The sequence below is a fragment of the Nitrosovibrio sp. Nv4 genome, assembly GCF_900215485.1.
Lineage (GTDB): Bacteria > Pseudomonadota > Gammaproteobacteria > Burkholderiales > Nitrosomonadaceae > Nitrosospira.
The window spans coordinates 1161783-1186806 of the sequence record NZ_OCMZ01000001.1 but is presented as its reverse complement, the minus strand read 5'-3'; the positions used below and the strand labels follow the sequence as shown (position 1 = coordinate 1186806).

The 25024-nt window shown below is 53.3% G+C and carries 26 protein-coding genes and 1 tRNA gene; 5 read left to right on the top strand and 22 right to left on the bottom strand.

All coding sequences use genetic code 11. The features are described from left to right. Positions 1–459: 459 nt before the first annotated feature. Complete coding sequence (locus tag CRO05_RS05335) at positions 460–1485, bottom strand: DUF6607 family protein (RefSeq protein ID WP_097066123.1); 1026 nt, start codon at positions 1483–1485, stop codon at positions 460–462. Between the two features lie 473 nt (positions 1486–1958). On the opposite strand from CRO05_RS05335, the gene CRO05_RS05330 reads away from it, so the two are divergent. Then, the gene (locus tag CRO05_RS05330) at positions 1959–2414 is read left to right on the top strand and encodes an EVE domain-containing protein (protein WP_097066122.1); all 456 of its coding nucleotides are present in this window, start codon (positions 1959–1961) and stop codon (positions 2412–2414) included. A gap of 78 nt (positions 2415–2492) precedes the next feature. Continuing rightward, positions 2493–3290 carry a sulfite exporter TauE/SafE family protein gene (locus CRO05_RS05325; RefSeq protein ID WP_097066121.1) on the top strand — a complete coding sequence of 266 codons (798 nt, stop codon included), beginning with the start codon at positions 2493–2495 and terminating at the stop codon, positions 3288–3290. Between the two features lie 78 nt (positions 3291–3368). Here the strand turns inward: CRO05_RS05325 and CRO05_RS05320 are convergent, their stop codons facing one another. From CRO05_RS05320 to CRO05_RS05220, 21 genes are all read right to left on the bottom strand, one after another. Next, the gene (locus tag CRO05_RS05320) at positions 3369–4259 is read right to left on the bottom strand and encodes a phosphoribosylaminoimidazolesuccinocarboxamide synthase (protein WP_097066120.1); all 891 of its coding nucleotides are present in this window, start codon (positions 4257–4259) and stop codon (positions 3369–3371) included. A gap of 24 nt (positions 4260–4283) precedes the next feature. Beyond that, positions 4284–5483: a 5-(carboxyamino)imidazole ribonucleotide synthase gene (locus tag CRO05_RS05315; protein WP_097066119.1), complete on the bottom strand. Its 1200-nt coding sequence runs from the start codon at positions 5481–5483 to the stop codon at positions 4284–4286. Continuing rightward, positions 5480–5971: a 5-(carboxyamino)imidazole ribonucleotide mutase gene (gene purE / locus CRO05_RS05310; protein WP_097066118.1), complete on the bottom strand. Its 492-nt coding sequence runs from the start codon at positions 5969–5971 to the stop codon at positions 5480–5482. The genes CRO05_RS05315 and purE overlap by 4 nt, the downstream gene beginning before the upstream one ends. A 15-nt stretch (positions 5972–5986) precedes the next feature. Next, on the bottom strand, positions 5987–6427 hold the full coding sequence (locus CRO05_RS05305; RefSeq protein WP_097066117.1) for a phosphate-starvation-inducible protein PsiE: 441 nt from the start codon (positions 6425–6427) through the stop codon (positions 5987–5989). Between the two features lie 163 nt (positions 6428–6590). After that, complete coding sequence (locus tag CRO05_RS05300; RefSeq protein WP_097066116.1) at positions 6591–7352, bottom strand: HAD family hydrolase; 762 nt, start codon at positions 7350–7352, stop codon at positions 6591–6593. Then, entirely contained in the window at positions 7349–8422 is a 1074-nt protein-coding gene (locus tag CRO05_RS05295; protein WP_339389984.1) for an L-threonylcarbamoyladenylate synthase, read from the bottom strand. Before CRO05_RS05295 ends, CRO05_RS05300 begins: the two co-directional genes overlap by 4 nt. An 8-nt stretch (positions 8423–8430) precedes the next feature. Further along, positions 8431–9183, bottom strand: coding sequence for an endonuclease/exonuclease/phosphatase family protein (locus CRO05_RS05290; RefSeq protein WP_097066114.1), 753 nt, complete (start codon positions 9181–9183; stop codon positions 8431–8433). 105 nt (positions 9184–9288) lie between these two features. Continuing rightward, positions 9289–10389 (bottom strand): quinolinate synthase NadA, encoded by a 1101-nt coding sequence (gene nadA / locus CRO05_RS05285; protein WP_097066113.1) that lies wholly within the window; start codon positions 10387–10389, stop codon positions 9289–9291. Positions 10390–10497: 108 nt separating this feature from the next. Beyond that, entirely contained in the window at positions 10498–10974 is a 477-nt protein-coding gene (gene nudB, locus CRO05_RS05280; RefSeq protein WP_097066689.1) for a dihydroneopterin triphosphate diphosphatase, read from the bottom strand. A 124-nt stretch (positions 10975–11098) separates the two neighbouring features. After that, the gene (gene aspS, locus CRO05_RS05275; protein ID WP_097066112.1) at positions 11099–12865 is read right to left on the bottom strand and encodes an aspartate--tRNA ligase; all 1767 of its coding nucleotides are present in this window, start codon (positions 12863–12865) and stop codon (positions 11099–11101) included. A 28-nt stretch (positions 12866–12893) separates the two neighbouring features. After that, positions 12894–13565: a DUF502 domain-containing protein gene (locus CRO05_RS05270; RefSeq protein ID WP_090880075.1), complete on the bottom strand. Its 672-nt coding sequence runs from the start codon at positions 13563–13565 to the stop codon at positions 12894–12896. Between the two features lie 18 nt (positions 13566–13583). Next, on the bottom strand, positions 13584–13880 hold the full coding sequence (locus CRO05_RS05265; RefSeq protein WP_097066111.1) for an FmdB family zinc ribbon protein: 297 nt from the start codon (positions 13878–13880) through the stop codon (positions 13584–13586). 221 nt (positions 13881–14101) lie between these two features. Then, positions 14102–14308, bottom strand: a complete 207-nt coding sequence (locus tag CRO05_RS05260) for a hypothetical protein (protein ID WP_097066110.1) — start codon at positions 14306–14308, stop codon at positions 14102–14104. Positions 14309–14613: 305 nt separating this feature from the next. After that, complete coding sequence (gene ychF, locus CRO05_RS05255; RefSeq protein ID WP_097066109.1) at positions 14614–15705, bottom strand: redox-regulated ATPase YchF; 1092 nt, start codon at positions 15703–15705, stop codon at positions 14614–14616. Between the two features lie 95 nt (positions 15706–15800). Further along, on the bottom strand, positions 15801–16376 hold the full coding sequence (gene pth / locus CRO05_RS05250; protein WP_369831596.1) for an aminoacyl-tRNA hydrolase: 576 nt from the start codon (positions 16374–16376) through the stop codon (positions 15801–15803). A gap of 97 nt (positions 16377–16473) precedes the next feature. Then, positions 16474–17160, bottom strand: coding sequence for a 50S ribosomal protein L25/general stress protein Ctc (locus CRO05_RS05245; protein WP_097066107.1), 687 nt, complete (start codon positions 17158–17160; stop codon positions 16474–16476). A gap of 133 nt (positions 17161–17293) precedes the next feature. Further along, positions 17294–18244 (bottom strand): ribose-phosphate pyrophosphokinase, encoded by a 951-nt coding sequence (locus CRO05_RS05240; RefSeq protein WP_097066106.1) that lies wholly within the window; start codon positions 18242–18244, stop codon positions 17294–17296. A 126-nt stretch (positions 18245–18370) separates the two neighbouring features. Then, positions 18371–18445: transfer RNA gene (locus CRO05_RS05235), tRNA-Gln, on the bottom strand. Position 18446: 1 nt separating this feature from the next. Further along, complete coding sequence (gene ispE, locus CRO05_RS05230) at positions 18447–19295, bottom strand: 4-(cytidine 5'-diphospho)-2-C-methyl-D-erythritol kinase (RefSeq protein ID WP_235001295.1); 849 nt, start codon at positions 19293–19295, stop codon at positions 18447–18449. A gap of 16 nt (positions 19296–19311) precedes the next feature. After that, the gene (gene lolB / locus CRO05_RS05225; RefSeq protein WP_143860887.1) at positions 19312–19824 is read right to left on the bottom strand and encodes a lipoprotein insertase outer membrane protein LolB; all 513 of its coding nucleotides are present in this window, start codon (positions 19822–19824) and stop codon (positions 19312–19314) included. Positions 19825–20027: 203 nt separating this feature from the next. Beyond that, positions 20028–21746 (bottom strand): tetratricopeptide repeat protein, encoded by a 1719-nt coding sequence (locus CRO05_RS05220; RefSeq protein WP_097066688.1) that lies wholly within the window; start codon positions 21744–21746, stop codon positions 20028–20030. Positions 21747–21989: 243 nt separating this feature from the next. Here CRO05_RS05220 and CRO05_RS05215 point away from each other — a divergent pair, with 243 nt between their 5' ends. From CRO05_RS05215 to CRO05_RS05205, 3 genes are all read left to right on the top strand, one after another. Continuing rightward, positions 21990–22733 (top strand): ABC transporter ATP-binding protein, encoded by a 744-nt coding sequence (locus CRO05_RS05215; RefSeq protein WP_097066103.1) that lies wholly within the window; start codon positions 21990–21992, stop codon positions 22731–22733. 124 nt (positions 22734–22857) lie between these two features. Then, complete coding sequence (locus CRO05_RS05210) at positions 22858–23607, top strand: ABC transporter permease (RefSeq protein ID WP_097066687.1); 750 nt, start codon at positions 22858–22860, stop codon at positions 23605–23607. Positions 23608–23633: 26 nt separating this feature from the next. Beyond that, complete coding sequence (locus CRO05_RS05205) at positions 23634–24980, top strand: GldG family protein (protein WP_097066102.1); 1347 nt, start codon at positions 23634–23636, stop codon at positions 24978–24980. Positions 24981–25024 lie beyond the last annotated feature (44 nt).

Genomic DNA, 25024 nt, shown 5'->3' with positions numbered 1-25024 from the left:
TATCGGTGACCTCGGGAATAAACGCTTTGCTGCGGTGCAGCGACTCCGGACTCCACATCCACCTTCCACACAGTCCCAATCTCAGTATAGTAATGATCGGAAAAATATGCGTACCGGTATGAAACCGGATATCTTCCGGGTAAGCAGTGGGATGAACTTTGAAGTTGCCCAACCGCTAGCACGCGGCAAAGTGTGCATGCAGTTTTCAGCGCAATCAGAAGGGGTATCGGCGAGGGGTCTTTTATCATTCGAGCTGTGAGCAGCCGGGGGTTGGCTGTTATTGCCGAGGCTGGCAAGCTCGAGTACTTTGATCACCCGGTTCAAGCGGGCGCAAGAATTCAGTCAGTGCGTAGCACGCGCCGGATTCAACGCGAGTTTTCTATTTGTCAAAGGAGCGTGGACGCTGCAGTCACTCGCCGATTCATTGAGCCAGATTGGCGACCGTGATCGAGTGGACGTTCAGCGCTTTTTGACCGGTTCAGAGGTAGTTACGTTGACGAATTTACGAAAGATATCGTCAAGCTTGTTTCGGTATACATCTAGCCGCGGATCTTTCCTGTATTCGTCTGCAAGTTCCAGTACTGCCTTGTTAAAGCCTTCTTCACTCGAGGACATAGGCAGCGTTACTGATCCGTGAGTGGCGAACTCGTTATTCCAGCACGCACGTGCCGCTGCCCAGAACTCTGATGTCGACTTCCAATAGGCCTGCGCGGGCCCAAAGTCGTAACCTCCGATACGTCGGTACTCATTGAATCCGAACTCGCGGACCAATACCACGTCTTTTCCATCTTCAGCCCGCATTACCTTGGTATTGTCCTGTTCGTGCGTCCAACCCTGCGGCGCGATTGTGTGACGGTTCTCGCTATTGATCAGCTGATAGTCGGTGCGCTTGGTGTATTCGCGCCGGGGCAGCGGCCGCCAGCTGCGCTCCGAGGTCCAGGTCGGTATTCCGTACCTGTGATTCCACTTACCGCTGCCGGAATACCGCGGTGCGTCGTTTACTTCGTAGACCAATTGCGTCCAGGTGCCAGGTATGGCGGCAGCGTCCCGTTCCCGCTGCTCGAAGCGCTGATTGCCAACATAAGTCCAGTGCCTCGGCATCTCGTATACCCAATCCTGGCGCCAGTGCTTGGTTACGTTATCGCCCATCACGAGAATGTGCTGTAATGAGATTTTCTTGCCAGTGTCCTCAACCAGCACAACGGCCTCAAAGCCAATGCTGCGCTTGGGTTGCTTGCGCTCGTAGCCCGGTTTTAGCACTACCGTCTCGTCGAATTTGAATTCAACCTGATACTCGCCCAGCATTGAAAGAATAGCACGACGATCGCAGTCGAACGCACGTTGGCCGGCGGCACAGCCAACAACGGGGCGTTCAACCGTGGGATAAGCTGGTGCAGCAGGTTTTGCGAGGTACGTTTTGCCAGCGCATGCGGTGAGAAGGGGCAGGATAAATAACCACATTGCGATGGCAAACGAATGTTTCATTAAGTATCTCCGTGTGTAAACGAGTCTTGCGTGACCAAAAAAAGTGTAGCCGGAACGTTATTCATCTCATTTTCGTTTGCCGCTGCGCCCGCTGACCCATATTTTATTTCTATCGTTGCGCCTTAAAGCATCTGGACGGTAAATACCGTGATTGATCAAGCCGTCTGGCTAGAGCTGCTGAGGAGGTACGCGTTGCGGCCTGTCCAATGAGAGCAGGCTTCTCATTATAAATGCCAACGGCCGGTATTTCTCATGTATGCGCAACGTGGCTTCTCTGGACCGTATCATTTTCATTCCTGAATAGCTGGGTCGCTGGCTGAAGCTTCCCAAGATCCTTATCCGATAATAATGATTATTATTTACTATGTAAATAGCAATAGCGCCCCTAGTCCCTGGTAGTCGTTCCGTTATACTATTCACGTATGTTGCCTGGATAAAAAGTGTCGACAATATTTTTTATGGATAGATAATACATGCGTTACTGGCTGATGAAGTCGGAGCCATCCGATGTAAGCATTGATGATCTCGCGGCGATGCCTCAACAAGCCGTGGCGTGGTATGGCGTACGCAATTATCAGGCGCGCAATTTCATGCGCGACCAGATGGGCGTCGGTGACAAGGTTTTTTTCTATCATTCCAGCTGCGCTGAGCCGGGAATCGCGGGCCTTGCGGAGGTTAGCAAGCTTGCATACCCTGATGCTACCCAATTCGACGCCAGCAACAAGTATTTCGATCCGAAAGCCACATCGCAGAATCCGCGCTGGTTCAATGTGGATGTGCGGTTTGTCAAAAAAACCCGACTGGTCGGTATCAAGGAACTGCGAGACTACCCCGAACTTGCCACCCTGCGCATTCTGCAAAAGGGAAATCGCCTGTCCATTACACCGATAGACCCGGCGGAATGGAATTTCATCATGAAAATCCTGTAATGACGCTCTTGCGGCGAGCTTCCCTATCAAGTAACTGGCGCGAATCGCTGCAACCACAACATTACGGCAAAGCTTGAAGTGGAGTGGTGGCCGGCTTATCTGCTGTTGGGTACGATTGTAGGTTTCTTCGCCGGGCTGCTGGGTATCGGGGGTGGGCTAATGATGGTTCCGGTGCTCACTTTTATTTTCGGTGCCCAGCATTTCCCTCCAGACCGCATCCTGCACCTTGCCCTGGGCACCACCATGGCTGCAATCATATTCACGGCCGCTTCCAGTCTGCGCGCTCATCATGCTCACGGCGCGGTGAACTGGCAAGTCGTGAAATATATTACTCCAGGAATCATCTTGGGCACGCTGGGGGGTGCGACGCTGGTAAGCATGCTGTCCAGCCAAGTTCTCAGTATCATTTTTGTTGCGTTCATTTATTTCGCCGCGACGCAAATGTTACTTGGAATAAACCCAAAACCCAGTCGTAAGCTTCCGGGTAGATTGGGAATGCTCGGAGCAGGCAGCGTGATCGGTGTGGTTTCCAGTTTTGTCGCGATTGGAGGGGGATTGCTGACAGTACCGTTTCTTTCTATCTGCAACATCAGGTTGCAGCATGCGATCGGCACCTCCGCCGCGGTAGGCTTCCCTATTGCTGTAGCCGGGGCAATCGGCTATATCGTCAATGGTATGGCGCAATCCCAACCGCTGCCGGAATACAGCCTGGGATATATTTATCTACCCGCGTTGGGATGGATCGTGCTGGCCAGTATGCTGACAGCACCCCTGGGTGCGAAAACCACGCATATCATGCAGACCGCGACACTCAGGAAAATTTTTGTGGTGCTGCTTTACTTGCTGGGAACAAGGATGCTGATCGGGCTTTTTTAGGCGCACAAACAGATGGGGGTCCCCGTCGCCCGCCACACGTGGCCATACCGCGCAACGTATTCGCTTATTGCCTGCCCACTAACCGACTAATCGCCGCAGCGCTTCCTGATATTTCTCTCCGGTCTTGGCCAGCACATCGGGAGGCAACGCGGGTGCGGGTGCTTTCTTGTTCCAGTCCTGCGCTTCCAGCCAGTCACGCACAAATTGTTTGTCATAGCTGGGCGGATTTCTTCCCGGCGCATACCGGTCGGCCGGCCAAAAGCGGGAGGAGTCGGGAGTCAAGGCTTCGTCTATGAGATAAAGCCCGCCTGCGGGATCTTGACCGAATTCGAATTTGGTATCCGCGATAATGATGCCTTTTGTCATCGCGTAATCAGCGGCTTCCGAGTAAAGCGCGATGGCCTTGTCGCGCACCTGCGCAGCCAATCCGTTGCCCAGCAGTTTTTCTGCGTCGGTAAATGGGATATTTTCATCATGTGCCCCCCCCGCAGCTTTGGTTGAAGGCGTAAAGATCGCCCCGCCAGGTATCCTGGCAGCTTCCTGCAATCCGGCCGGGAGGGTGATGCCGCAAATCGTGCCGGTGTTTTTATAGTCCTTCCATCCTGAACCGGCAACGTAGCCGCGAACGATGGCTTCGATCAGCAGCGGCTTCAGCCGCTTCACCACAAATGCGCGGCCAGCCACTTGTTCGCGCTCGCCCTCGGCCACCACTGATTCCGGCGCAATGCCGGTCAGGTGGTTAGGGACGATATGAGCAAGTTTTTCAAACCAGAAACCGGATAACGCGGTCAGCAGCATTCCCTTGCCCGGGACCGGCGTTGGCAGAATCACATCGAACGCGGAAAGGCGGTCCGTCTGCACTATCAACAGCTTGTCTTCCTCCACCGCATATATATCGCGTACCTTTCCGCGGTGCAGGAAGCGCAGGCTTTGTATGGTTGTTTCAAACAGTGCGGTTTGAGCAGTCATGGCTTTTTATCTTTTGCGCATGTACTAATTTATTGGCGTCCGGTGTTCCAGCAACTGTTGTTCCAACGATTGTTTGATTTCCAGCGCAAGCTGCAACGCGGCTTCAACCGTTTCCGCGAGCACAGTATAGTGGCCCATTTTTCGTCCGGGCCGGGCATCAAGCTTGCCGTATAAATGCAATTTGACATACGGATGCCGCAGCACCTGTTCCCACTTCGGCTCCCCCCTCTGCCACAGATCGCCCAATAAATTCACCATCACCGCCGCCCCATGCATGGCGGTACTGCCGAGCGGCATGCCACAAAGTATTCGCACCTGTTGTTCGAACTGAGAGGTAACGCAGGCATCAATTGAATAGTGGCCGCTGTTATGCGGGCGGGGCGCAATTTCATTTACCAAGAGCCGGCCGTTGGCAAGAACAAAAAACTCCACGCATAATACACCTCGGTAATCGAGCTTCTCGGCAATGCGGATCGCAATTTCCCGGGCATTTTGAATAATTGCGGGCGATGCCCTGGCGGGAATAATGCTGACATCGAGTATGCCGTTGCGATGCTGATTCTCTGACACGGGAAAAGTGGTCACTTCACCATCGAATCCGCGCGATACGATGACCGACACCTCGCTCTCCAGCGGCAACTGTTTTTCCAGCACGCATGGCTCCCGCTTCATGCCGGCAAGTGCCCTGTCGAGTTCTACTGAGTTATTTACTCTTGTCTGGCCCTTGCCGTCGTAGCCGAACCGGCTTATTTTAAGAATACCTGGAAATAAACCAGGAAACAGTTCAGGTTGCTTATGCGATAACGTTCCGTTCAGATTGTGCGAACTGTTCGAATTTTGCAAATTCTGAATCACCGCATATGGCGCGACCCCGAACCCGTTGGCCGCGAGAAAATTCTTTTCCAGAATGCGATTCTGTGCAACCGCTACACTGTTTGCAGCCGGACTGACCACACAGTATTCAGCAAGTATTCTGAGAGATTCAGCGGGTACGTTCTCGAATTCCGTGGTAACGCCCGCGCAGGTGGACCCCAGCTCACGCAGCGTATCGCTGTCGAGGTAATCGGTACGCAAATGCCGGTCGGCTATGCTGGTGGATGGACTCCTATCGGACGGATCCACTACAGTGACGCGGTAACCCATGCTTTGAGCGGCCATGGTAAACATGCGGCCGAGCTGGCCGCCGCCGAGAAGCCCCAGCATTGCTCCCGGCATGATGCTCATAACCTGGGAAGCGTCATTGCCGCAACCTTCGCTGCCTGAGTTTCGCGAAACCGGGCAAGAAGACTGGCAAGTTTTGTATCTTCTACCGCCAGCAGTGCGACGGCAAACAACCCGGCATTGAATGCTCCCGCCTCGCCTATGGCGAAAGTGGCGACGGGAATACCTTTTGGCATCTGTACAATGGAAAGAAGCGAATCAAGACCTTGAAGCTGCCGCGAGGCAACCGGCACACCCAGCACTGGCAAGGCAGTTTTGGCGGCAATCATTCCCGGCAGGTGCGCCGCGCCGCCCGCGCCGGCAATGATGCATTTGAATCCTCGTTCGACCGCGGTTTCCGCATACTGGAACATGCGGTCCGGCGTGCGATGCGCGGAAACCACCTCAGCCTCATAAGGCACATTGAAATCATTCAATATAGCGGCTGCGTGCTTCATTACTTCCCAGTCGCTATCGCTGCCCATGATGACGCCTACCAGAGGATTGTTCATTCAGCGCCTGCCATGTCAGTCTCGGAGATTGGTTTTTTTGGAAGCCTCCGCCAGATCCTCCAGGTCTTCCAGGTAGGGATAGCGCACATGTCCGTAGCGAATAACCAGCACAGCTAACGCGATAAGCACGATCGATGCCGCAACGCCCATCAAACGGATGTTATCCATTTCCTTGATGTCCACGGTCACATATCGCGCCATGGCCACCATTGCAATGTACAGGGGAAACCGTACCGGCAGTTTGCCTGACTCGAAATACAATCCAACCATGGTCAGGATTTCCAGATAGAGAAACATCAACAGCAGATCCGCCAGCGTAACCCTCCCGTTGTGAACCATCAGCATGGTTTCCTGGTAACCCGCGAATATGGTGGCAAGCGCGATTACGATGAGTCCCGCCCCTTCAAAGAGGTGAAGCGCCCGGCGGGAATAACTAACTGTGCGGGTATGCAACATTGTTTTTGTTGTCAGGAATTGTCAGAGCAAGTAATTGGCGACAATACTACCTCTTCCAGATGACAATTCCAATTTCGGTTTGATCGGATTTTCGATTGAAAATTCTATGACTCATCTGATAGTTCTTTTCTGACTGATCTATTCGACAGATCCCTGCGGACGTTCATCTTTTCAGCGTCACCAGCAATTCCGCATCCACCCAACCGCTATGCGGCACATTCCCTTCAAGTACAGTGAAAGGCTGCGTCGGCTCCCCGAGGTCTGACAATACAAGCGCCGCTCCGCTGAAGTCCTGCGATCGAGTGTAATCGCTCACAGTAATGACTGTATCGAGCCCCGCCGCAAGCGACGCTCTCAGCCCGTTTTCCGAATCTTCTATTGCTATGCATTGTTGTGCCGGCAATCCCAATTGATCAAGAACCCAGTGGTAAATATCCGGTTCAGGCTTTTTTCCACGGACGATATCGCCTGCGCCAATAACTTCAAACCAACCGGGAGAGTCTTCCCCTAATGTAGATTTTAAAAGCGCGGTTACGTTTTCCGGTGTCGTAGTGGTGGCGATGGCTATTTTTATGTTCGCATCGCGCAAGTGCCGGATGAGGCGCGCTACGCCGGGACGCAGTGGAATCCCGCCGCTTTCAAGCAGGCTCACATAGTGCTTCGTTTTAACCTTATGCAAGCCGGCGATCCAGCCATCGAGTCCGCTTCTGCCCAACTCGGCAGGGGTATGGTTTTCCATATAATGACGGATACGCTCTTTGCCACCCGTTATCGCAAGCAGCTCGCCATAAAGCGCTACGTTCCAATTCCAGTCAAGGCCCAATTCTTCGAATGCGGCATTGAATGCAAGACGGTGACCGTCGCGCTCAGTATCAGCCAGTGTGCCGTCAACGTCAAACAGTACCGCTCGAACTGTAGTATTCATTTTATTCCTGTTTCCCGTCCATATACGGACTCATTTGCGTCATTCTGTCCTCTCGCAGAATCATGATCCTCAATTAGACCTTTGACATCCGGCGTGCGACCCGCGCGTCGCAATCGATCCGCGATTGCAATCCAGGCGGGTTTATCTGGAGGCGTTTCTACCAGCAAACAGTCGAATCGCTCTTGGTCCGCCCGTCTTAAAGTTGCATACAGTTGATGGCCATACCCCATTGGTTCAGCGGGCATGGAGAAATACACGATCTCTTCATGTCCTCGCTCCGAGTGCTGGAGACATTGGGCTGACCAGCCCACTATTGCGGCGCGCCAGCCTTTCTCCGCCAACTCGAAAGCGCGCCGCCATATATTGTCCGACGGCCAAAGCTCCAGTGGCGTTAGCGGGGCGTAATGGGAAGAGAGAGCGCCAGGTACACGCACGGTTCGTTTTTCTCCTTCGGGTATCACAATCTTTCCATCCAGTACTTCTGCCAGCGCTGCCAGCGGGATGCCGCCCGGCCGTAATATGGCGGCAGTGTCGCCGTCGAAACTGACAATTGTGCTTTCCAGGCCCACTCTGCACGGCCCGCCGTCCAGAACCATGTCTGCTGCTTCGCCCAATTCCTCGCGCACATGTGCTGCCATTGTGGGACTTATATGGCCAAACCGGTTGGCCGACGGTGCGGCAAGGGCTTTCTCATGCCCCAATGCGTTCAGCAAAGCAAGCGCGACGGGGTGATCCGGCACGCGCAACCCCACCGTATCCTGGCCTCCCGTTACATTTTCCGGTACATGGCGACTACGCGGCAATATCAGTGTCAGCGGACCGGGCCAGAAGTGTTCAGCGAGTTGCCACGCCTGTTCCGGGACTTCTTGCGCCCAGTGAGTCAAGCGGGATGAATCGGCGATATGGACAATGAGCGGATGATCCGCGGGCCGTTTTTTGATTTCGAAGATGCGTTGCACGGCGGACGGGTGAGAGATATCCGCACCAAGGCCGTAAACCGTTTCCGTCGGGAAGGCCACGATACCCCCTGCTTTCAGCAGGGCGGCGGCGGCAACAATCTGGCTATTCATTTCCGCCATCATCTACGTACCATCTGCGCCGACAAGACCGCATGATCGGAAATTTTTGACCAGGGATGACCTTGATGCACCTGTGCCTTTTCCACGTGAAAGCCGCGGACATAGATGCGGTCAAGGCGAAATAGTGGCAACATGGACGGAAAACTTCGCGCCACTCTTCCCCCCGTCAATTCGAACGCTTCGGTCAGCTCAAGCCGTTTAACCAGAATCCCGCTGGCAAGTTCACGCCAATCGTTGAAATCCCCGGCTATCACCAGGGGCGCATGGCGCGGGACGAGGCGCTCGATGTGCTGCTCCAACGCTTGTAACTGCTGCGACTGTCCGCGTTTGAACAGTCCCAGGTGAACGCATATGCAATGCAGATTTTCCGGCCAGTCGGGAAGGCAGATTTCGCAATGGAGCATGCCGCGATTCTCGAAACGATGCGCCGAAACATCTACATTATCCCAGCGCATGATGGGGTAGCGGCTCAAGATCGCATTGCCATGATGTCCTTCATCGTACACGGCATTTTTTCCATAGGCGAAATCCGGCCAGATCGAATCGGCCAGAAACTCATACTGGGGATTGTGTGGCCAGTTCTCGAAACGCGCCGCGTGCCCCTTGTGCTGGCCGACCACCTCCTGCAAAAAAATGATATCGGCATTTATCGAGCGTAAACTGTCGCGCAACTGATGCACCATTACCCGCCGGTTGAAATGAGAAAAGCCTTTGTGAATATTGTAGGTGGCAATATGCAGTCTATCGAGCATATAGTGAACAGCAGGCCTGAGCCAGAAGGTCGCCTGAAAACTTGGAATACTGGCTACCCGAGAATCCCCGTCCCCAAGCAGCAGTGGCGAAATAATGCTTTTTCATTATAGAGAAACCTCCAGCATCCGCTCCAGCGCGAGCTTTGCCAGTACCGCTTCGTCTGCCGGCACTTTGATCTGATTTACCACTTTTCCTGCTACGAGATTTTCCAGCGTCCAGGCAAGATGTTGCGGATCAATGCGAGCCATGGTGGAGCACATGCAGATCGTCGATGCCATGAATTGTACAATCTTGCCTTCGGATTTGAACTCCTCTGCAATACGGCTGACCAGATTCAACTCGGTGCCTACCAGCCAACGGGTTCCGGCCTCCGCCTCGCGGATGGTCCGGATAATATAGTCGGTTGAACCGACGTAATCGGAATTTTTACAGACCTCAAAACTGCATTCGGGATGTGAAATTACCTTTCCGTCTGGGTGCTGATTGCGAAACCGCAGTATGTGCTGTGGCTGGAACATCTGATGGACGGAACAATGTCCTTTCCAGAGCAGAATCCTGGCCTTTCTGATCTGCTCCGGAGTAAGCCCGCCCATCGGTTCATCAAAGTCCCACACCGCCATTTCGTCCACTGGAATTCCAAGCTTATGTCCGCTCCAGCGTCCCAGATGCTGATCCGGAAAAAACAGGACTTTTTCACGGCGCGAAAAGGACCACTGCAAAATCCTTACGGCGTTGCTGGAAGTGCAGACGATGCCACCGTGCTCGCCGCAGAAGGCTTTGAGATCGGCGGCGGAGTTGATGTAGGTGACAGGGGTGACCGCCTCATCGGGATCAAGCACCTCTGACAACTCGCGCCAGGCACGCTCCACCTTGAAACGACTTGCCATGTCGGCCATCGAACAGCCGGCGGAAAGGTCCGGCAGGATAGCAACCTGTTCCGGCTTGGAGAGAATGTCGGCTACTTCAGCCATGAAATGCACGCCGCAGAACACCAGATAATCTGCATCCGTTCCTGAGGCGAGGCGCGAGAGCTGCAAGGAATCGCCGGTAAGGCCGGCGTGTTTGTAAACGTCCGCACGCTGATAATGATGCGCGAGTATTACCGCGCGCTTCCCGAGCGTCGCCTTGGCCTCCACGATGCGTTGCGCGCAGTCGTCATCCTTCAAGGTATCAAAACGTTCAAACGCAATGGCTTCCGCTTGCATGGCTACTCCTGTTTTTCCTTTAAAAACCGTAAGTAAAGTAAAACATCAGACCAAAATACCGGACATTGGTTCGACCGGACCTTCACGCACCCAGGAATCTCAGGAACCTCAAGGAGCCTCTGAACCGTTTCCATCATGCTCATTGCTTCTGATTGTTGCCAGCTTCCTTATCGCCTCCGCATTGCTTGGCGAAAAAACCTTTCCCGCCGCTTCCTGCCAGGGAAGCCAGATATAGCGCAGGTGCTCTCGTGCCGCCACCAGCACCGGGACAGGTTCCGGCACGAGTAAACCAAACACATGCTCGGTATTGCGGGTCACCTCGGGTGCATAGCGCCAGCGCCATTCGTCATAAATTTCGTATTCGTTCTGGATGTTCCAGTCCGTCAACTGATAGCGGCCAGCATCCAGTCCCGTTTCTTCCGCTACTTCCCGCATGGCGGTTTGCACAAGTGTTTCTTCCTGATTCTGGCTCCCCGTTACCGATTGCCAATAACCAGGATGATCGGCCCGTTCCAGCAGCAGAACCTGCATGTCGGGCGTATGGATAATTACCAGAACGGAAACCGGCGTCTTATAGTTATAGATTTTCACGGCGAAGTAGCCACCGAAAGGAATAGAGATTGGAAAACCATTCCGGCTCCCGAACAATGGTTGTTTTTTATCCGGATCTCCGCGCTTCTATGCTCCCCGACTTTTATTTTTTGACGTGCTACATGTGGCGAAGCTTGATGTGCAGTTCCCGTAATTGCTTTTCATCCACTGTGCTAGGTGCATGGGTCAGCAGACATTGTGCACGTTGTGTTTTGGGAAAAGCGATAACCTCACGGATTGATTCCGCGCCCGCCATCATGGTAACGATACGGTCGAGGCCGAATGCAATGCCACCGTGAGGCGGCGCGCCATATTGCAACGCTTCCAGCAAAAAGCCGAATTTTTCGCATGCCTCATCAGCGCCGATATTCAAGGCCCGAAATACTTTCGACTGAACTTCCTGACGGTGAATACGCACCGAGCCTCCGCCGATTTCCGAACCGTTCAGCACCATATCATAGGCCTTGGATAACGCCCTCTCGGGATCGGTCTCAAGCAAATCCTCGTGACCATCGGCAGGCGAAGTAAACGGATGATGTAAAGCCTTCCATCGATTTTCTTCGTCGTCGCGTTCGAACATCGGAAAATCGACTACCCATAAAGGCTTCCAGCCGGACTCCGCAAGCCCGAGATCATGCCCGACCTTGGCGCGTAATGCACCCAATGCCTCATTCACTACCTGGGCCTTGTCGGCCCCGAAAAATATGAGATCGCCATTTTTTGCTTCGGTGCGCTCCAGAATAACCTGCACTACCGTCTCCGGAAGGAATTTCAGTATCGGCGACTGCAAGCCTTCAAGGCCCTTCTCCAAGGCATTCACTTTAATGTACGCAAGCCCCTTCGCACCGTATATCGCTACGAAAATGGTGTAATCGTCGATCTCCTTGCGCGATAACGTCCCACCCCCAGGCACTCGGAGAGCCGCCACACGCCCGTTCGTTTTAAGCGCAGCCTCGCGGAAAACCTTGAATTCCACCCCCTGCATCACGTCGGTAAGCTCGGTCAGAATCAGCTTGACCCGTAAGTCGGGCTTGTCGGAGCCGTAGCGAGACATTGCTTCGGTATGTGTCAGGCGGGGAAACGGATTTGGCAGATCAATATTCATTACGCTTTTGAACACGCCGCAAATCATCTCTTCCATAAGCGCCATGATTTGGGCTTCATTCAGGAAGGATGTCTCGATATCGATCTGCGTGAATTCAGGCTGGCGATCGGCACGCAAATCTTCATCGCGAAAGCATTTGGTAATCTGGTAGTAGCGATCGAACCCGGCAACCATCAATAACTGTTTGAACAATTGCGGCGACTGCGGCAGCGCAAAAAAATGTCCCGTATTGACGCGCGACGGCACCAGATAGTCACGCGCACCTTCCGGCGTCGATTTGGTCAACATCGGTGTTTCCACGTCTATGAAGCCATGCTGGTCAAGAAACACGCGAACTGCCATCGCCACCTTGTAGCGTAGTCTCAAGTTTGCCTGCATCTGTGGGCGCCGCAGATCGAGGAAGCGGTGCTCCAGCCGCACGGCTTCGCTCAGGTTTTCGTCATCCATCAGAAAGGGCGGCGTCAACGAGGTGTTGAGAATTTCGATGGACTGCACCAGCACTTCGATCTCACCGCTGACGAGATTAGGATTAGCTGTACCGGCCGGACGATGCCGCACCTTGCCCATGACTTTAAGCACGAACTCGTTGCGAATTTTCTCCGCGATCTGAAAAGCTGACGCATTGTCGGGGTCGCATACCACTTGCACCAAGCCTTCACGATCGCGCAGATCCACAAAGATGACCCCGCCATGGTCGCGGCGCCGATGCACCCAGCCGTAAAGGGTCACCGCCTGGTTCAGATATTGGGCATTGATGAGGCCGCAGTAGTTAGTGCGCATGACGAGTCTGTAATCAGAAAAGATAAAGTCAGGATTTGTCGCTTGATGCGGAACCGACGGAACCGGTACCGTGCAACAATACTGCCTGGGATGGGCCGGGATTTTTTTTGCCGTTGCCGGGTGTGACGACGCCCATGGAAATAATGTATTTCAGCGCCGCATCTACGCTCATGTCGAGTTCGATCACATCGCTTTTCCGCATCATCAGAAAAAAACCGGAAGTGGGATTAGGTGTGGTCGGCACATAAACGCTTACATACTCCCCCTTGAGATGGTTGACTACATCGCCACCCGGGTACCCTGTCATGAATGCAATAGTCCATGAACCCTCGCGCGGATATTGCACCAGCAGCGCCTTGCGGAAGGCCTCGCCCTGGCTGGAAAACAGCGTGTCGCTGACTTGCTTTACACCGTAATAGATCGATTTCACCACCGGAATGCGCCATAACACGCCTTCCCAGAAAATCACCAGCCGCTGCCCTATGATATTTGTCGTGAGCAGACCCGTGAGGAAAACCACCAGCAACGTCAGCACCACGCCCATGCCGGGAATATACATGCCCACCACGGTTTCAGGATGCAGGCTGGCCGGCAGGAGCAGCAGCGACTGGTCCATCGTGCTGATCAGAAATTTCAACGCCCAGGCGGTGATACCGAGAGGTACCCAGATCAGGAGCCCAGTGATGAAATAACGTTTCATATTCAGCAGTATCCGCCTTTAATCGGTAGGGCAGGCGGGGCAAGCGGCCCCGGCGGCCGGGGGGGTTGGCGTAGCGGTTTCAGCCTTCGCAACCACTGGTGCTTCACTATCCGGCTTCGCTTTCGGCTTCGCACTATTCTTGAAATCGGTTACATACCAACCACTGCCCTTCAATTGAAAGCCCGCAGCGGAGATAAGCTTGGCATAAGCATCGCTGCCGCATGCGGGACAAGCCGCAACCGGCGCATCGTTCACCTTTTGCAGATATTCCTTTTCAAAACTACAGGACCCGCAACGGTATTCATAAATCGGCATGACAGCCCCTCCAATAAAGCAGAATCGAAAAAAATGGAATTATACCTCAACCACTTGCTTAACCGGGAAATATGGGCTGCTAGCGGGATTACAAGATATGGATGCGGCAAGACGCATCGATAAAGATGCCGGGATAGCTGACCTGGGGATTCAGTGTAATGGATGATAAAACATCCGTACAGAGATGTTTGTATCTCTAGATATCAAAAAATAGATGGAGCCTATTCACGCTGATCCTGCACATGGATTGTGTAGTCATCGCGATTGTGAGAGCGATAAGGACTCTCCTCGCAAAACCGAATAAATGCCAGATCTCGAGCGACACTTTCTGAGCTGGCTTCGATATCGTAAGCTGCAAGAACGCCACTGAAATTGGGCCCGTCATTTATTGATGGTTCGACCGGTGCAATAAGGACTTTGTATATCATTCATAGCTCCTTTTTTATGTTTCGTCATCCTGTTGCCTGCCGGTCTCTGCATCAGCGGATAGAGAGTATTCGGCTGCGAAAAAGCAATTAGTCGGTGAGTCGATACGACGGTATCCAAGAAAGATCGTGAGATGAATAATCATTATAGCCATCTCATCAGCCAAATGTTGTACCAGCGCTGTCGTACTTTAGATACACGGTTGAGGACTTCCAGTAAACGAATCAGGAAGCGCCGCCCGAAACTCGGGTGTCGTTCCAGATTGCCGATGGTTGTCTGATCCAGGCGCGGGACTAACAGATTTAGCTTAGACGTTGAAACGAAAATGCATCACATCGCCATCCTTGACCACATACTCCTTCCCTTCCAGCCGCATCTTTCCCGCTTCCTTCGCCCCCTGTTCACCTTTGCAAGCGATGAAATCGTCATAGGCGATGACTTCCGCGCGAATGAAGCCTTTCTCGAAATCGGTATGGATTACCGCAGCTGCCTGTGGAGCAGTGTCACCCTTTGATATGGTCCAGGCACGCACCTCTTTCACGCCAGCGGTGAAATAAGTCTGGAGCCCGAGTAACTGGTAGGCGGCGCGAACCAGACGGTTCAGTCCTGGTTCTTCCAGATTCATGTCGGCAAGAAAAATCTGCTTGTCCTCATCCGGCATTTCTGCAATTTCCGACTCCAGGGCGGCGCAGATCGCGACTACCGGCGCGCCTTCGCGCGCGGCATATTCTTCCACACGCGCCAGTAGCGGATTTTCGGTGAAGCCCTTTTCGTCGACGTTGGCTACATAAATGGCCGGCTTGGCGGTCAGCAGGCAGAGTGGCTTCAATAATTGCTGTTGTTCCCTATCCAGTCCCAGGCTTCTCACAGGTTTACCCTGGTCGAGGTGTGCCAGCGTTGCTTCCAGTAGCGCCACGAACTTGACCGCCTCCTTATCGCCAGACCTGGCTAGCTTGGTTTCGCGTTGCAGCGCCTTTTCCACGGTCGTGAGGTCGGCAAGCGCCAATTCGGTCTGTATGGTCTCGATGTCCGAAACCGGGTCGACATTCCCGGCAACGTGCACGACGTTGTCATTGACGAAGCAGCGCACCATATTGACAATGCCATCGGTCTCGCGAATGGTGGCAAGAAACTTGTTGCCCAATCCTTCGCCTTTTGATGCGCCCGCAACAAGACCGGCGATATCGACGAACTCGACGATAGCGGGCTGTACTTTTTGCGGCTTGACAATCTCCGAGAGCGCAGCCAGACGCTTATCCGGGACTTCGACGATGCCGACGTTAGGCTCGATGGTGCAGAATGGATAGTTTTCAGCGGCTATACCGGCTTTGGTCAGCGCATTGAACAGGGTGGATTTCCCCACATTGGGCAAACCAACGATACCGCATTTCAGACTCATAAGTTTTTTAAACTACAAAGATTAGATTCCAGGACTATGAATGCCCGAAATGTGGAAGATGAGATGAACTGCTGTTCTTTCTCAATGCTTATCGTTCATTCTTTATTTTTTGTATGTAATTTCATCATCGCTGCCTGACAGTTGCCTTCCGCGATGAGTGGCCAGACTTTCAGGCTACTGTGAATGGCCTCGTCTATCAACGCCGCTTCTTCCTTGCGCGGAGGCTGCAATACGTAATTTACCACAGCATTTTTGTCCCCGGGATGACCGATGCCGATGCGCAGGCGCCAGAATTCCCGGGTGGCTAGGTGGGCAGCGATGTCCTTCAAACCGTTGTGTCCACCGAGTCCGCCGTCCAGCTTCAGTCTGGAGACTCCCGGTGGCAAATCCAGTTCATCATGAACCACGAGAATCCGTTCGGGCTGGATTTTATAAAAACGGCACAGAGCCGCAACTGCTTTTCCGCTGGCATTCATGTAAGTCTGGGGATTGAGCAGCCACAGCTCTGAATCGCCCTGGCCGGCGCGCGCGCACAGACCATGAAACCGTGCTTCCGCTTTCAGCGTGATACGCAGCTCATCCGCCAGGCGGAATAACCACCAGGCGCCGGCATTGTGGCGAGTAGCCGCGTATTCCTTGCCCGGGTTGCCAAGACCGACGATGAGTTTCATTGAACGTAACAGAAAGAAGAATACGCTTGCTCAGTAAAGGAAAAGCCCACCGGAACCGATATGACTCCAGCGGGCCCACATGAAAAACCTGCCGGTATTATTTCTTTTTCCCGGCGTCCTTTTTCTCACCTTCCTTTGCCACGCCTTCTTTCTTCTGTACTGTCGTCGGAATATCCGCAGCCGCCACCCCGGCTGCCGCTTCCTCGGCTGCCACTGCCCGCGGAATCACTATGGTTGCCACCGGCAAATCATCGCCCTTGATAAGTGAGGGAATTTCGACGCCTTCGGGCAGCTGCAAGTCGCTCAAGTGGATGGTATTTCCCGCAGCCAGATCAGCCAGATCCACCGAAATGAACTCCGGCAGATCTTTGGGCAGACAGGAAACGTCCAGTTCGGTAAGCACGTGACTGACAATACCGCTGGAAAGTTTTACTCCCGGAGAAATTTCCGCATTTATGAAGTGCAACGGCACTTTCATATGGATTTTTTTATTCGGATCGACGCGCTGAAAATCGATATGCAGCACTTGAAGTTTGAACGGGTGCATTTGTATGTCGCGCAACAGGACCCGTTCTTTCTGCCCCTCTACCTCCATGGACAGGATGGAGGCATGGAAGGCTTCCTGCTTGAGCTGATGATAAAGACTGTTATGATCCAGCTGGATCGCTTGCGCCGGATTTTCTCCGCCATAGATGATTCCCGGCACACTGCCAGAACCACGCAGGCGGCGGCTCGCACCCTTGCCCTGCAATGTGCGCTTTTTGGCGCTGATTTCAATTTGCATCTGTTTTCTCCAAAATGTGGATCATCCGCGACCAGATGACCCGATTAATAAAAGCTTGTGAACTGTGTTCGAATCCAATTGCAATACGTCTCTTTCCTTCTTTTTCTGCATATGTACGAATCTTTTAGAGACCTTACTCCATGAATAAGGAACTCACCGAGTCTTCATTACTGATCCTCAGCATTGTTTCCGCGAGCAGGCTTGCCACGCTCAACTGGTAAATGCGATCGCAGGCTCTCGCGTCCTCTCGCAGCGGAATGGTATCAGTGACCACCAGCTTGTCCAGGGCGGAATTCTCGATCCGCTCCACCGCCTTGCCCGACAATACCGGGTGGGTGCAGTATGCCAGCACGCGCTCCGCCCCCTGCTCCTTCAAAGCCCGGGCAGCTTCACACAAGGTATTGGCGGTATCCACCATGTCATCCATAATTACGCAGGTGCGCCCCTCCACCTCGCCGATTATGTTCATTACCTTCGCCACATTCGCTTTGGGGCGCCGTTTATCTATGATTGCCAGATCGCATTCAAGGCGCTTTGCCATCTGCCTGGCCCGCACTACCCCGCCTACATCGGGAGAAACCACTACCAGATTCTGATAATCGCTTTTCCATAGATCGCCCAACAGAATCGGCATGCTGTAAATGTTATCCACCGGAATATCAAAAAACCCCTGAATCTGGTCTGAATGCAGATCCATCGTCAAAAGCCGGTCTATCCCTACACTCGTCAGCATATTTGCCACGACTTTGGCAGTGATCGGGACCCGTACCGAACGTGGCCTTCTATCCTGACGGGCGTATCCAAAATAAGGCATCGCCGCCGTAATCCGCCCGGCGGACGCCCGTTTCAACGCATCGACCAATACCAGCAATTCGACCAGCGTATCGTTGGTGGGCATGCAGGTGGACTGCAAAACAAATACATCCTTGCCCCGGACATTCTCAAGAATTTCAACCATTACCTCGCCGTCGCTGAAGCGGCCGACCGTTGCGCGTCCTATACGGATATTCAGATGCCGCACAACATCCTGCGCCAGCTTGGGATTGGCGTTACCGGTAAAAACCATCAAGCTATCGTAGGCCATGACTGGGAGCGGTAAGTTTGAAAATATGAATCGGGAGCCGGGGGATTCAAGCGAATGCACGCAAATACAAAGAGCTTAACCACCATCCGGCTGTCTGGCCGGTCTTGAATCTCAAGACCTGAAAATTGGCTGGGGAGGTAGGGATCGAACCTACGAATGCCGGAATCAAAATCCGGTGCCTTACCACTTGGCGACTCCCCAATTACTGTTCCGCAAAATCATGCATGGGATGACGATCCAATCCCTGTGCCACAAAACCATTCATGTCGAATGGAAGCTGCGCCTGCGCTGCTTTTGCTGAATGCTCCGTAGCGAACTCCGCAAACACACAGGCGCCGGAACCCGTCATTGCCGTCATCCGTGAATTGCCGAGCCGTTTGAGCCACTCCAGGTGGCGTGCCACTTCGGGATATGCCCGGCAAACTACCGGCTCAAGATCGTTGTGTCCTCGCTCGACGGAAAAGGGCGGTATTTTGATCGGAATCGTGTTTCGTGTCAATTCCTTACTGGTAAAAACCTGCGCAGTTGAGACGTGTACGGATGGGGTCAGGATCAGATACCACGCGGGAGACAGGGCAATGGGCGAAAGTTTTTCGCCAATGCCCTCAGCAAAGGCATTCTGGCCAAAAATGAACACGGGCACATCCGCCCCCAGTCTGAGCCCCAGCTTTAAAAGCCGGCTCCTTTGCCAGCCCAATCCCCATAAACGATTGAGCGCCAGCAATGTCGTGGCGGCATCGGAACTACCGCCCCCCAGCCCGCCTCCCATTGGAATTCGTTTTTCCAGAAAAATATCCACACCCGCCGAAACGCCGCTTTCCTGTTGCAGCAGTCTGGCCGCACGCACGCACAGGTCCTTGTCTTCAGGCACCCCGGCAGTTGGCGTATGCAACTTGACCGCGCCATCTGTCCGGAGCGCAAAATCAAGTTGATCCGAAAAATCCACCAATCGAAAAACCGTTTGCAATAGGTGATAGCCATCCTCCCTGCGTCCGACCACATGAAGGAACAGGTTAAGCTTTGCCGGCGCGGGGCAAGAGAGTTTCGCCATCGAATTTACATGGGCTTCAGTGAGTTCCAGCATCCCAATCATCTATCACGAGTTTTATCTGAAGGCCGTCGCGTTTAAGCATCAATAACCGGGGGGACGCAGTCCGGGCTTGGGTAGTCTGTACCGGCACAATCGGGGGATAACCGAAATAGCCGATCTCCCATCCATCCTGACGAATAGCCATTACGCGCCCGTCCATGTCCAGGTCTATTGCGGATACCGTAGCGGGCGAGTTCATGCTTTGTACCCAGTATTGCAAACCCATGAGAGGCAACCGCCAACCCAACACCTGGTCGGTCAGGCTTTCCACGTCGGCAGCATAATAACTCTCCTGTTCCGCGGTCGTCAGATACACGCCTTCAGGCCGCCGCTGAATCTGGGCCAAAGTCTGCCCCAATGGTGAAAGCAGAAGAATTTCGTCGCCTCTTTCTGTATGACGCCATTGTACTCCACCGGAAAAACTTTCTTTGCCACCCTTCACCGAGACCCGGCCGACAAGCCCAAAATCGGCCGCCCTTGCATCAGCCATTCCCGCAACAGGCTCAGTGACGAGGGTACGAGCTACATTATTTTTATGCGGAAGGGCTGTACAACCTGAAAAAAAAGGTGGCACACATAAAATGAGACCCCACCAGAGGAAAATAAAGCGATTTCTTAACAGCGGGAACACCTTGACCACGGAATGAAGCGGCGTTATACCAACATGAGAAATGATGTTTCCGACGTGTTGCACTACTTCATGAATTTCTTCATGGTGCTGAGCAACACCTCGTTATCGGGGTGGTTCTTGAGCGCTGACTGCCAAACTTCTGTCGCCTCTTCCTTTGTCCCCTGCACCCATAAGACTTCACCCAGGTGAGCCGCGATTTCCGGATCCGGAGTCAGCCCGAAGGCCTGTTTCAGGTAGCTGAGCCCTTGATTGAGATTGCCCATGCGGTAATGCACCCACCCCAGACTGTCCATAATGTAGGGATCGTTCGGGGAAAGCTTGATGGCCTTTTCAATAAGCTCCAGCGCTTCCGGCAAGCGGTTGCTGTGTTCCGCAAGACCATAGCCCAGCGCATTGTATGCGTGAGCATGATCCGGCCTTAACTGGATCAGCTTACGCAAGTCCTGCTCCATGATGTCGGATTTGCCGATTTTTTCTGCCGCCAAAGCTCGATCATAGAGCAGCTCAGGATAGTCGGGAAGCTTTTTCAGACCACTGCTCAACAGCTCAAATGCTTTCTGGTAACCCCCAGCTTCCCGCAGCAATTGCGCCTCGGCGATTATCAACTGCGCAGTTTGCTGATCATTCGTGACCGGCAGACTGTGCAGGTGCTGCAGGCCTTCGTTCATTTTGCCTATTCTGCTCAGCAGGATGGCGTATTTGATTTGTGCCGGAATATATTGACTACCACTCGTCACTGAGCGATACCAGTCCATCGCTGTATCAATCTGCCGGGTTTTTTCATTGATGCCGCCGAGATAAAAGCGGACCATGCCTGGATCTCTGTAGCCCAACTCCAATGCTCTCTTGAAATTCGACTCGGCCTGGTCATATTCTTGCAATTCCATGGATAGCAACCCCACAGCCACCGCGACATCGGCATTGTTGGGGTTCTCCTCCAGCAATTGCTGGAACTGTTCGCGTGCCTTGCTATAATTCTTTTCCGACAGCAATAACCGGGCATAGGTAATTCGCGTATCGTTGGCTTTAGGATAATCCTCGAGATAGTCTTCAAAAAATTCAAGCGCACTGGCATTGGAGTTCCGCGCCAGTATCCGCCCTTGATAAATTGCCGCTATCTCCCACTCCGGACGAAGCGCCAATGCCCGTTTCATCTCTGTCAGTGCGATATCGAAACGTTCGGCAAACCATGCTGCCTGGGATACCGCAAAATGGGCCTCGGGTAGTTTTGGATAGGGTTGGGCAAGTTGCTTCACCAGTTCGAACGTCGTATTTTTGTTGGTATTGCGTACTAGGAGGCTGTTCAATTGCATAAAAGCCTCATCGATATTATCTCCCGCAGAGGCCAGCAGTTTTTCGAGATGGGGCCGGGCTTCATCCAGTCTGTCGAAATTTACCAGAAGCGCTGCCAGGGTCTGGCGGGCGCCAACCGAATTCGGATCAAGTTCAGCCCAGATTTGCGCCGCTTCAAGTGCCGGCACGGGCTGACGTGCTTGAAGCGCAATTTCCGTGGCACGCTGGGCAACACGCGGATCGCGAGTGGTTTTCGCGAGCTTGAGATAAGTACGAATCGCAATTTCCGTGTCACCACGCTGCAGAGCCGTTTCCCCCAGCAAGAAATCGAACAGCATGGGGCCAGTCAAGTCCTGACTGGGTAATTTTGACTGTCCAGCTCTGGCCTTCTCTACCGGCTTATCCGCTTTGACATCGGATTTGGCAGGAATCTGCGAGCAGGCAGCAAGAAAAAGCAGCGGCAATGCGCCAGGAATTTTAAGACTCATGGGAAGATCCAGACAAGGTTCGAAAAAGGCTGTAAATGGCGGGTTATCCGTCAGTACAGTCCGCATATTAGGTATATTTTACGCTTATCACAAGTGGACAAACCGAACCAGGACGTTGCAAGCACTTTATAGGGACAGTTCTGCAAGTCAAAGTTCCATATGAGTTCTCTTATCACGTTAAGAAACGTGGAAGCCGGATATAAGGAGCGGTTTTGACAAATTCGAGTTTATCGAGGCGTTCCAATGGTTGAACAAATCGGCCCCCCAGCCATCCTGGCCCGCGGCCTGTGCCGCTATTTCGGTACTCGGGTCGCCGTGCATGACATCAACCTGGAACTGAGGCATGGTGAAGTGCTGGGATTTCTCGGCCCCAACGGGGCAGGCAAAACAACAGTCATGCGCATGCTTACCGGCAACCTGGCCCCGAGCGCGGGCAGGGTTGAGATCTGCGGTATAGATTTGCTGCTCAAGCCACGAGACGCCAAAGTCCGGGTCGGGTACCTGCCCGAGATACCGCCACTCTACCGGGAATTAACGGTAAACGAATACCTGCGGCTTGCCGCCAGACTGCATCGGGTGGAAAACGGGAACATTCATTCGGCATTAGCTGGGGTCACGCAACGGTGCGGACTGAGCAATACAGGCGAACAATTGATTGGTTCTCTGTCAAAAGGCTATCAGCAACGGGTAGGAATTGCCCAGGCAATCATTCACGATCCTGATGTCATCGTGCTTGATGAACCGACAGCGGGGCTCGATCCCAACCAGATGCGAGAAATGCGCAGCCTCATTCGTGAACTCGGCGCGGAGCGCAGCGTCATTCTTTCGACGCACATCCTGTCTGAGGTAGAAAGTGTGTGTGATCGGGTCCAAATCATGCATGAGGGGCGAACGGTGTTTGACGATTCCATAGCCCGGCTGAAACAAAAAGGAACAAGTCTGGAGGAGTCATTCGTACGCCTCACCATGAATCATGCAACCGTATAAGTCGGGTTCCCTATAGTTCTCGTGCAGCGCTCACTCGTTTGAAGGCTGAGTGACAACCGGGTTGACAACCAAGCCGGCAAAATCGGATTTATCAGGTCTCCGCGAGAAACAAGGTTTAATTATCATGATCCTAGCCGTTGCACAGAAGGAACTGAAAATATTGTTCAGCTCACCGCTGGCCTGGCTGATACTTGCGCTGGTGCAACTGGTGTTGACATGGGTTTTCCTGGCGCATCTCGATACCTTTCTGGAAATTCAGCCGCAACTGATCAAGATTGCCAACCCGCCCGGCGTGACTGAAACGATTATTGCGCCGTTATTCGCGACGGCTGCGATCGTATTTTTAATGACGACTCCCCTTTTAACCGCGCGTCTCATCGCTGAGGAGCGCCGCAATCACACCCTGCCTTTCCTTATTTCCGCACCGATTTCGATAGCCGAAATCGTGATAGGAAAATTTCTTGGCCTGCTGATTTTCTTGTCCGCCCTGATTGCCCTGGTTGCCGCATTATCACTTTCTCTGCTGGCAGGGGGCCGGCTGGATTTTGGTTTATTGCTGAGCAATATCGCTGGCCTGTTCCTCGTATCCGCCTGTTTCGTCTCACTCGGACTTTATATTTCCTGTCTCAGCGCCCAGCCTGCAACCGCCGGTGCCGGTGCGATGGGCGCGCTGCTCGGGCTATGGGTGATGGATACCTTAGCTGCGGACGAGGATGGCATAGGCATAGCGCGCAACTTTTCTCTACTCGCCCATTATGAAAGTTTCAATCGCGGGTTGATAGACACTTTTGGCCTGGCATACTTCGCACTTTTTACTCTGATCTTTCTGATGTTATCCGTTCGCAGGCTCGATAACGAACGATTGCGTGGCTAATTCTCTGCACATCTCCGATAGTGATCATGATTAACGACAAGCTGCGGTTGCACTGGCTGGTGCGAAACGGCGTGTTTGTGATAATGCTGATATTTCTGGTTGGATTGCCAGGTTATCTGGCATGGGAAACACGCACCCAATGGGATGTCAGCCAGAATGAACGTAATAGTTTAAGTCAGGAAAGCGTAGAGGTGCTGGAGAAGATTGACGGCCCACTCGTGGCAACTGTCTACGCCAGTCAGGATGCGCAGCTTGGGAATATTCCCAAAAAAATCAGAGACTTTCTGTCACCTTATCAGCGTATCAAGCCCGATTTCGACGTCACATTCGTTGATCCCGCCGAACAGCCAAAACTCGCGCAAGAGGCGGGAGTCCAGACTAATGGAGAAATGGTGGTTGAATTGAATGGCAGGCGCGAACACCTCATCAGCTTTAATGAGCATGCGCTAATCAATCTGCTGATGCGGCTGGCCCGTTCCGGCGACAAACTGGTGATGGCTCTCAGCGGCCATGGCGAGCGCAAGCTCGATGGGGCTGCCAGCGCTGACCTGGGCGAATTTGGCAAGCAATTGACAGCCAAGGGTTTCAGGATTCAAGCGCTTAACTTTGCTATTGCCGCGGATGTGCCGCCTGATACGAGCGTGCTGATTATTTCTTCGCCGCAAGTGGACCTCCCGGAAGGCGTCGTGGAGAAACTGCTGGCGTACATCGAGAGCGGTGGCAATCTTTTATGGCTATTGGACCAGGAGCCGCTGCACGGGCTGCAACCGTTGGCCGAGAAACTGGAATTGACCCTCACACCGGGCGTCGTCATCGATCCTCAAGCGCAGCAATTAAAGGCACCTATCACTTTCTCGGTGGGCGCCAATTATGGGCAGCATCCCATCACAAATAATTTCGATTACATTACTGTCTTTCCTTTTGCCCGTCAGATCACTATCAATGACAACGAGGAATGGCGCAGCGTCTCACTGGTGGAAGCCGCCCAAACCGGGTGGGTGGAAACCGGAAAGCTGGATGCGGGCATTGTCTTCGATACCATGTATGATGTGTCAGGGCCTGTCAGTATCGCCGCTGCGCTGAGCCGCAGCTTGCATGAGCGCGAGCAGCGTATTGCTGTCATTGGCAGTGGCTATTTTCTTGCCAATACCTATCTGGGCCATGGCAAGAACCTGGATTTCGGCATTAATCTCGTCAATTGGCTCGCCGGCGATGAAGACCTTATCGCCATTCAACCCCGTGCGACAGTCGACAGCAGCCTGTCCCTGGATGAGTCAACGCTCACCATCATGGCCTGGTGCTTCCTCATCGTTATGCCGCTGATTTTTCTGACCAGTGGGATGATAATATGGCGGAGGCGGAGAAGGAGATAACCCGGTGACGCATCGCCGTAGAAGAGCAATTGTTGCGCTGCGTT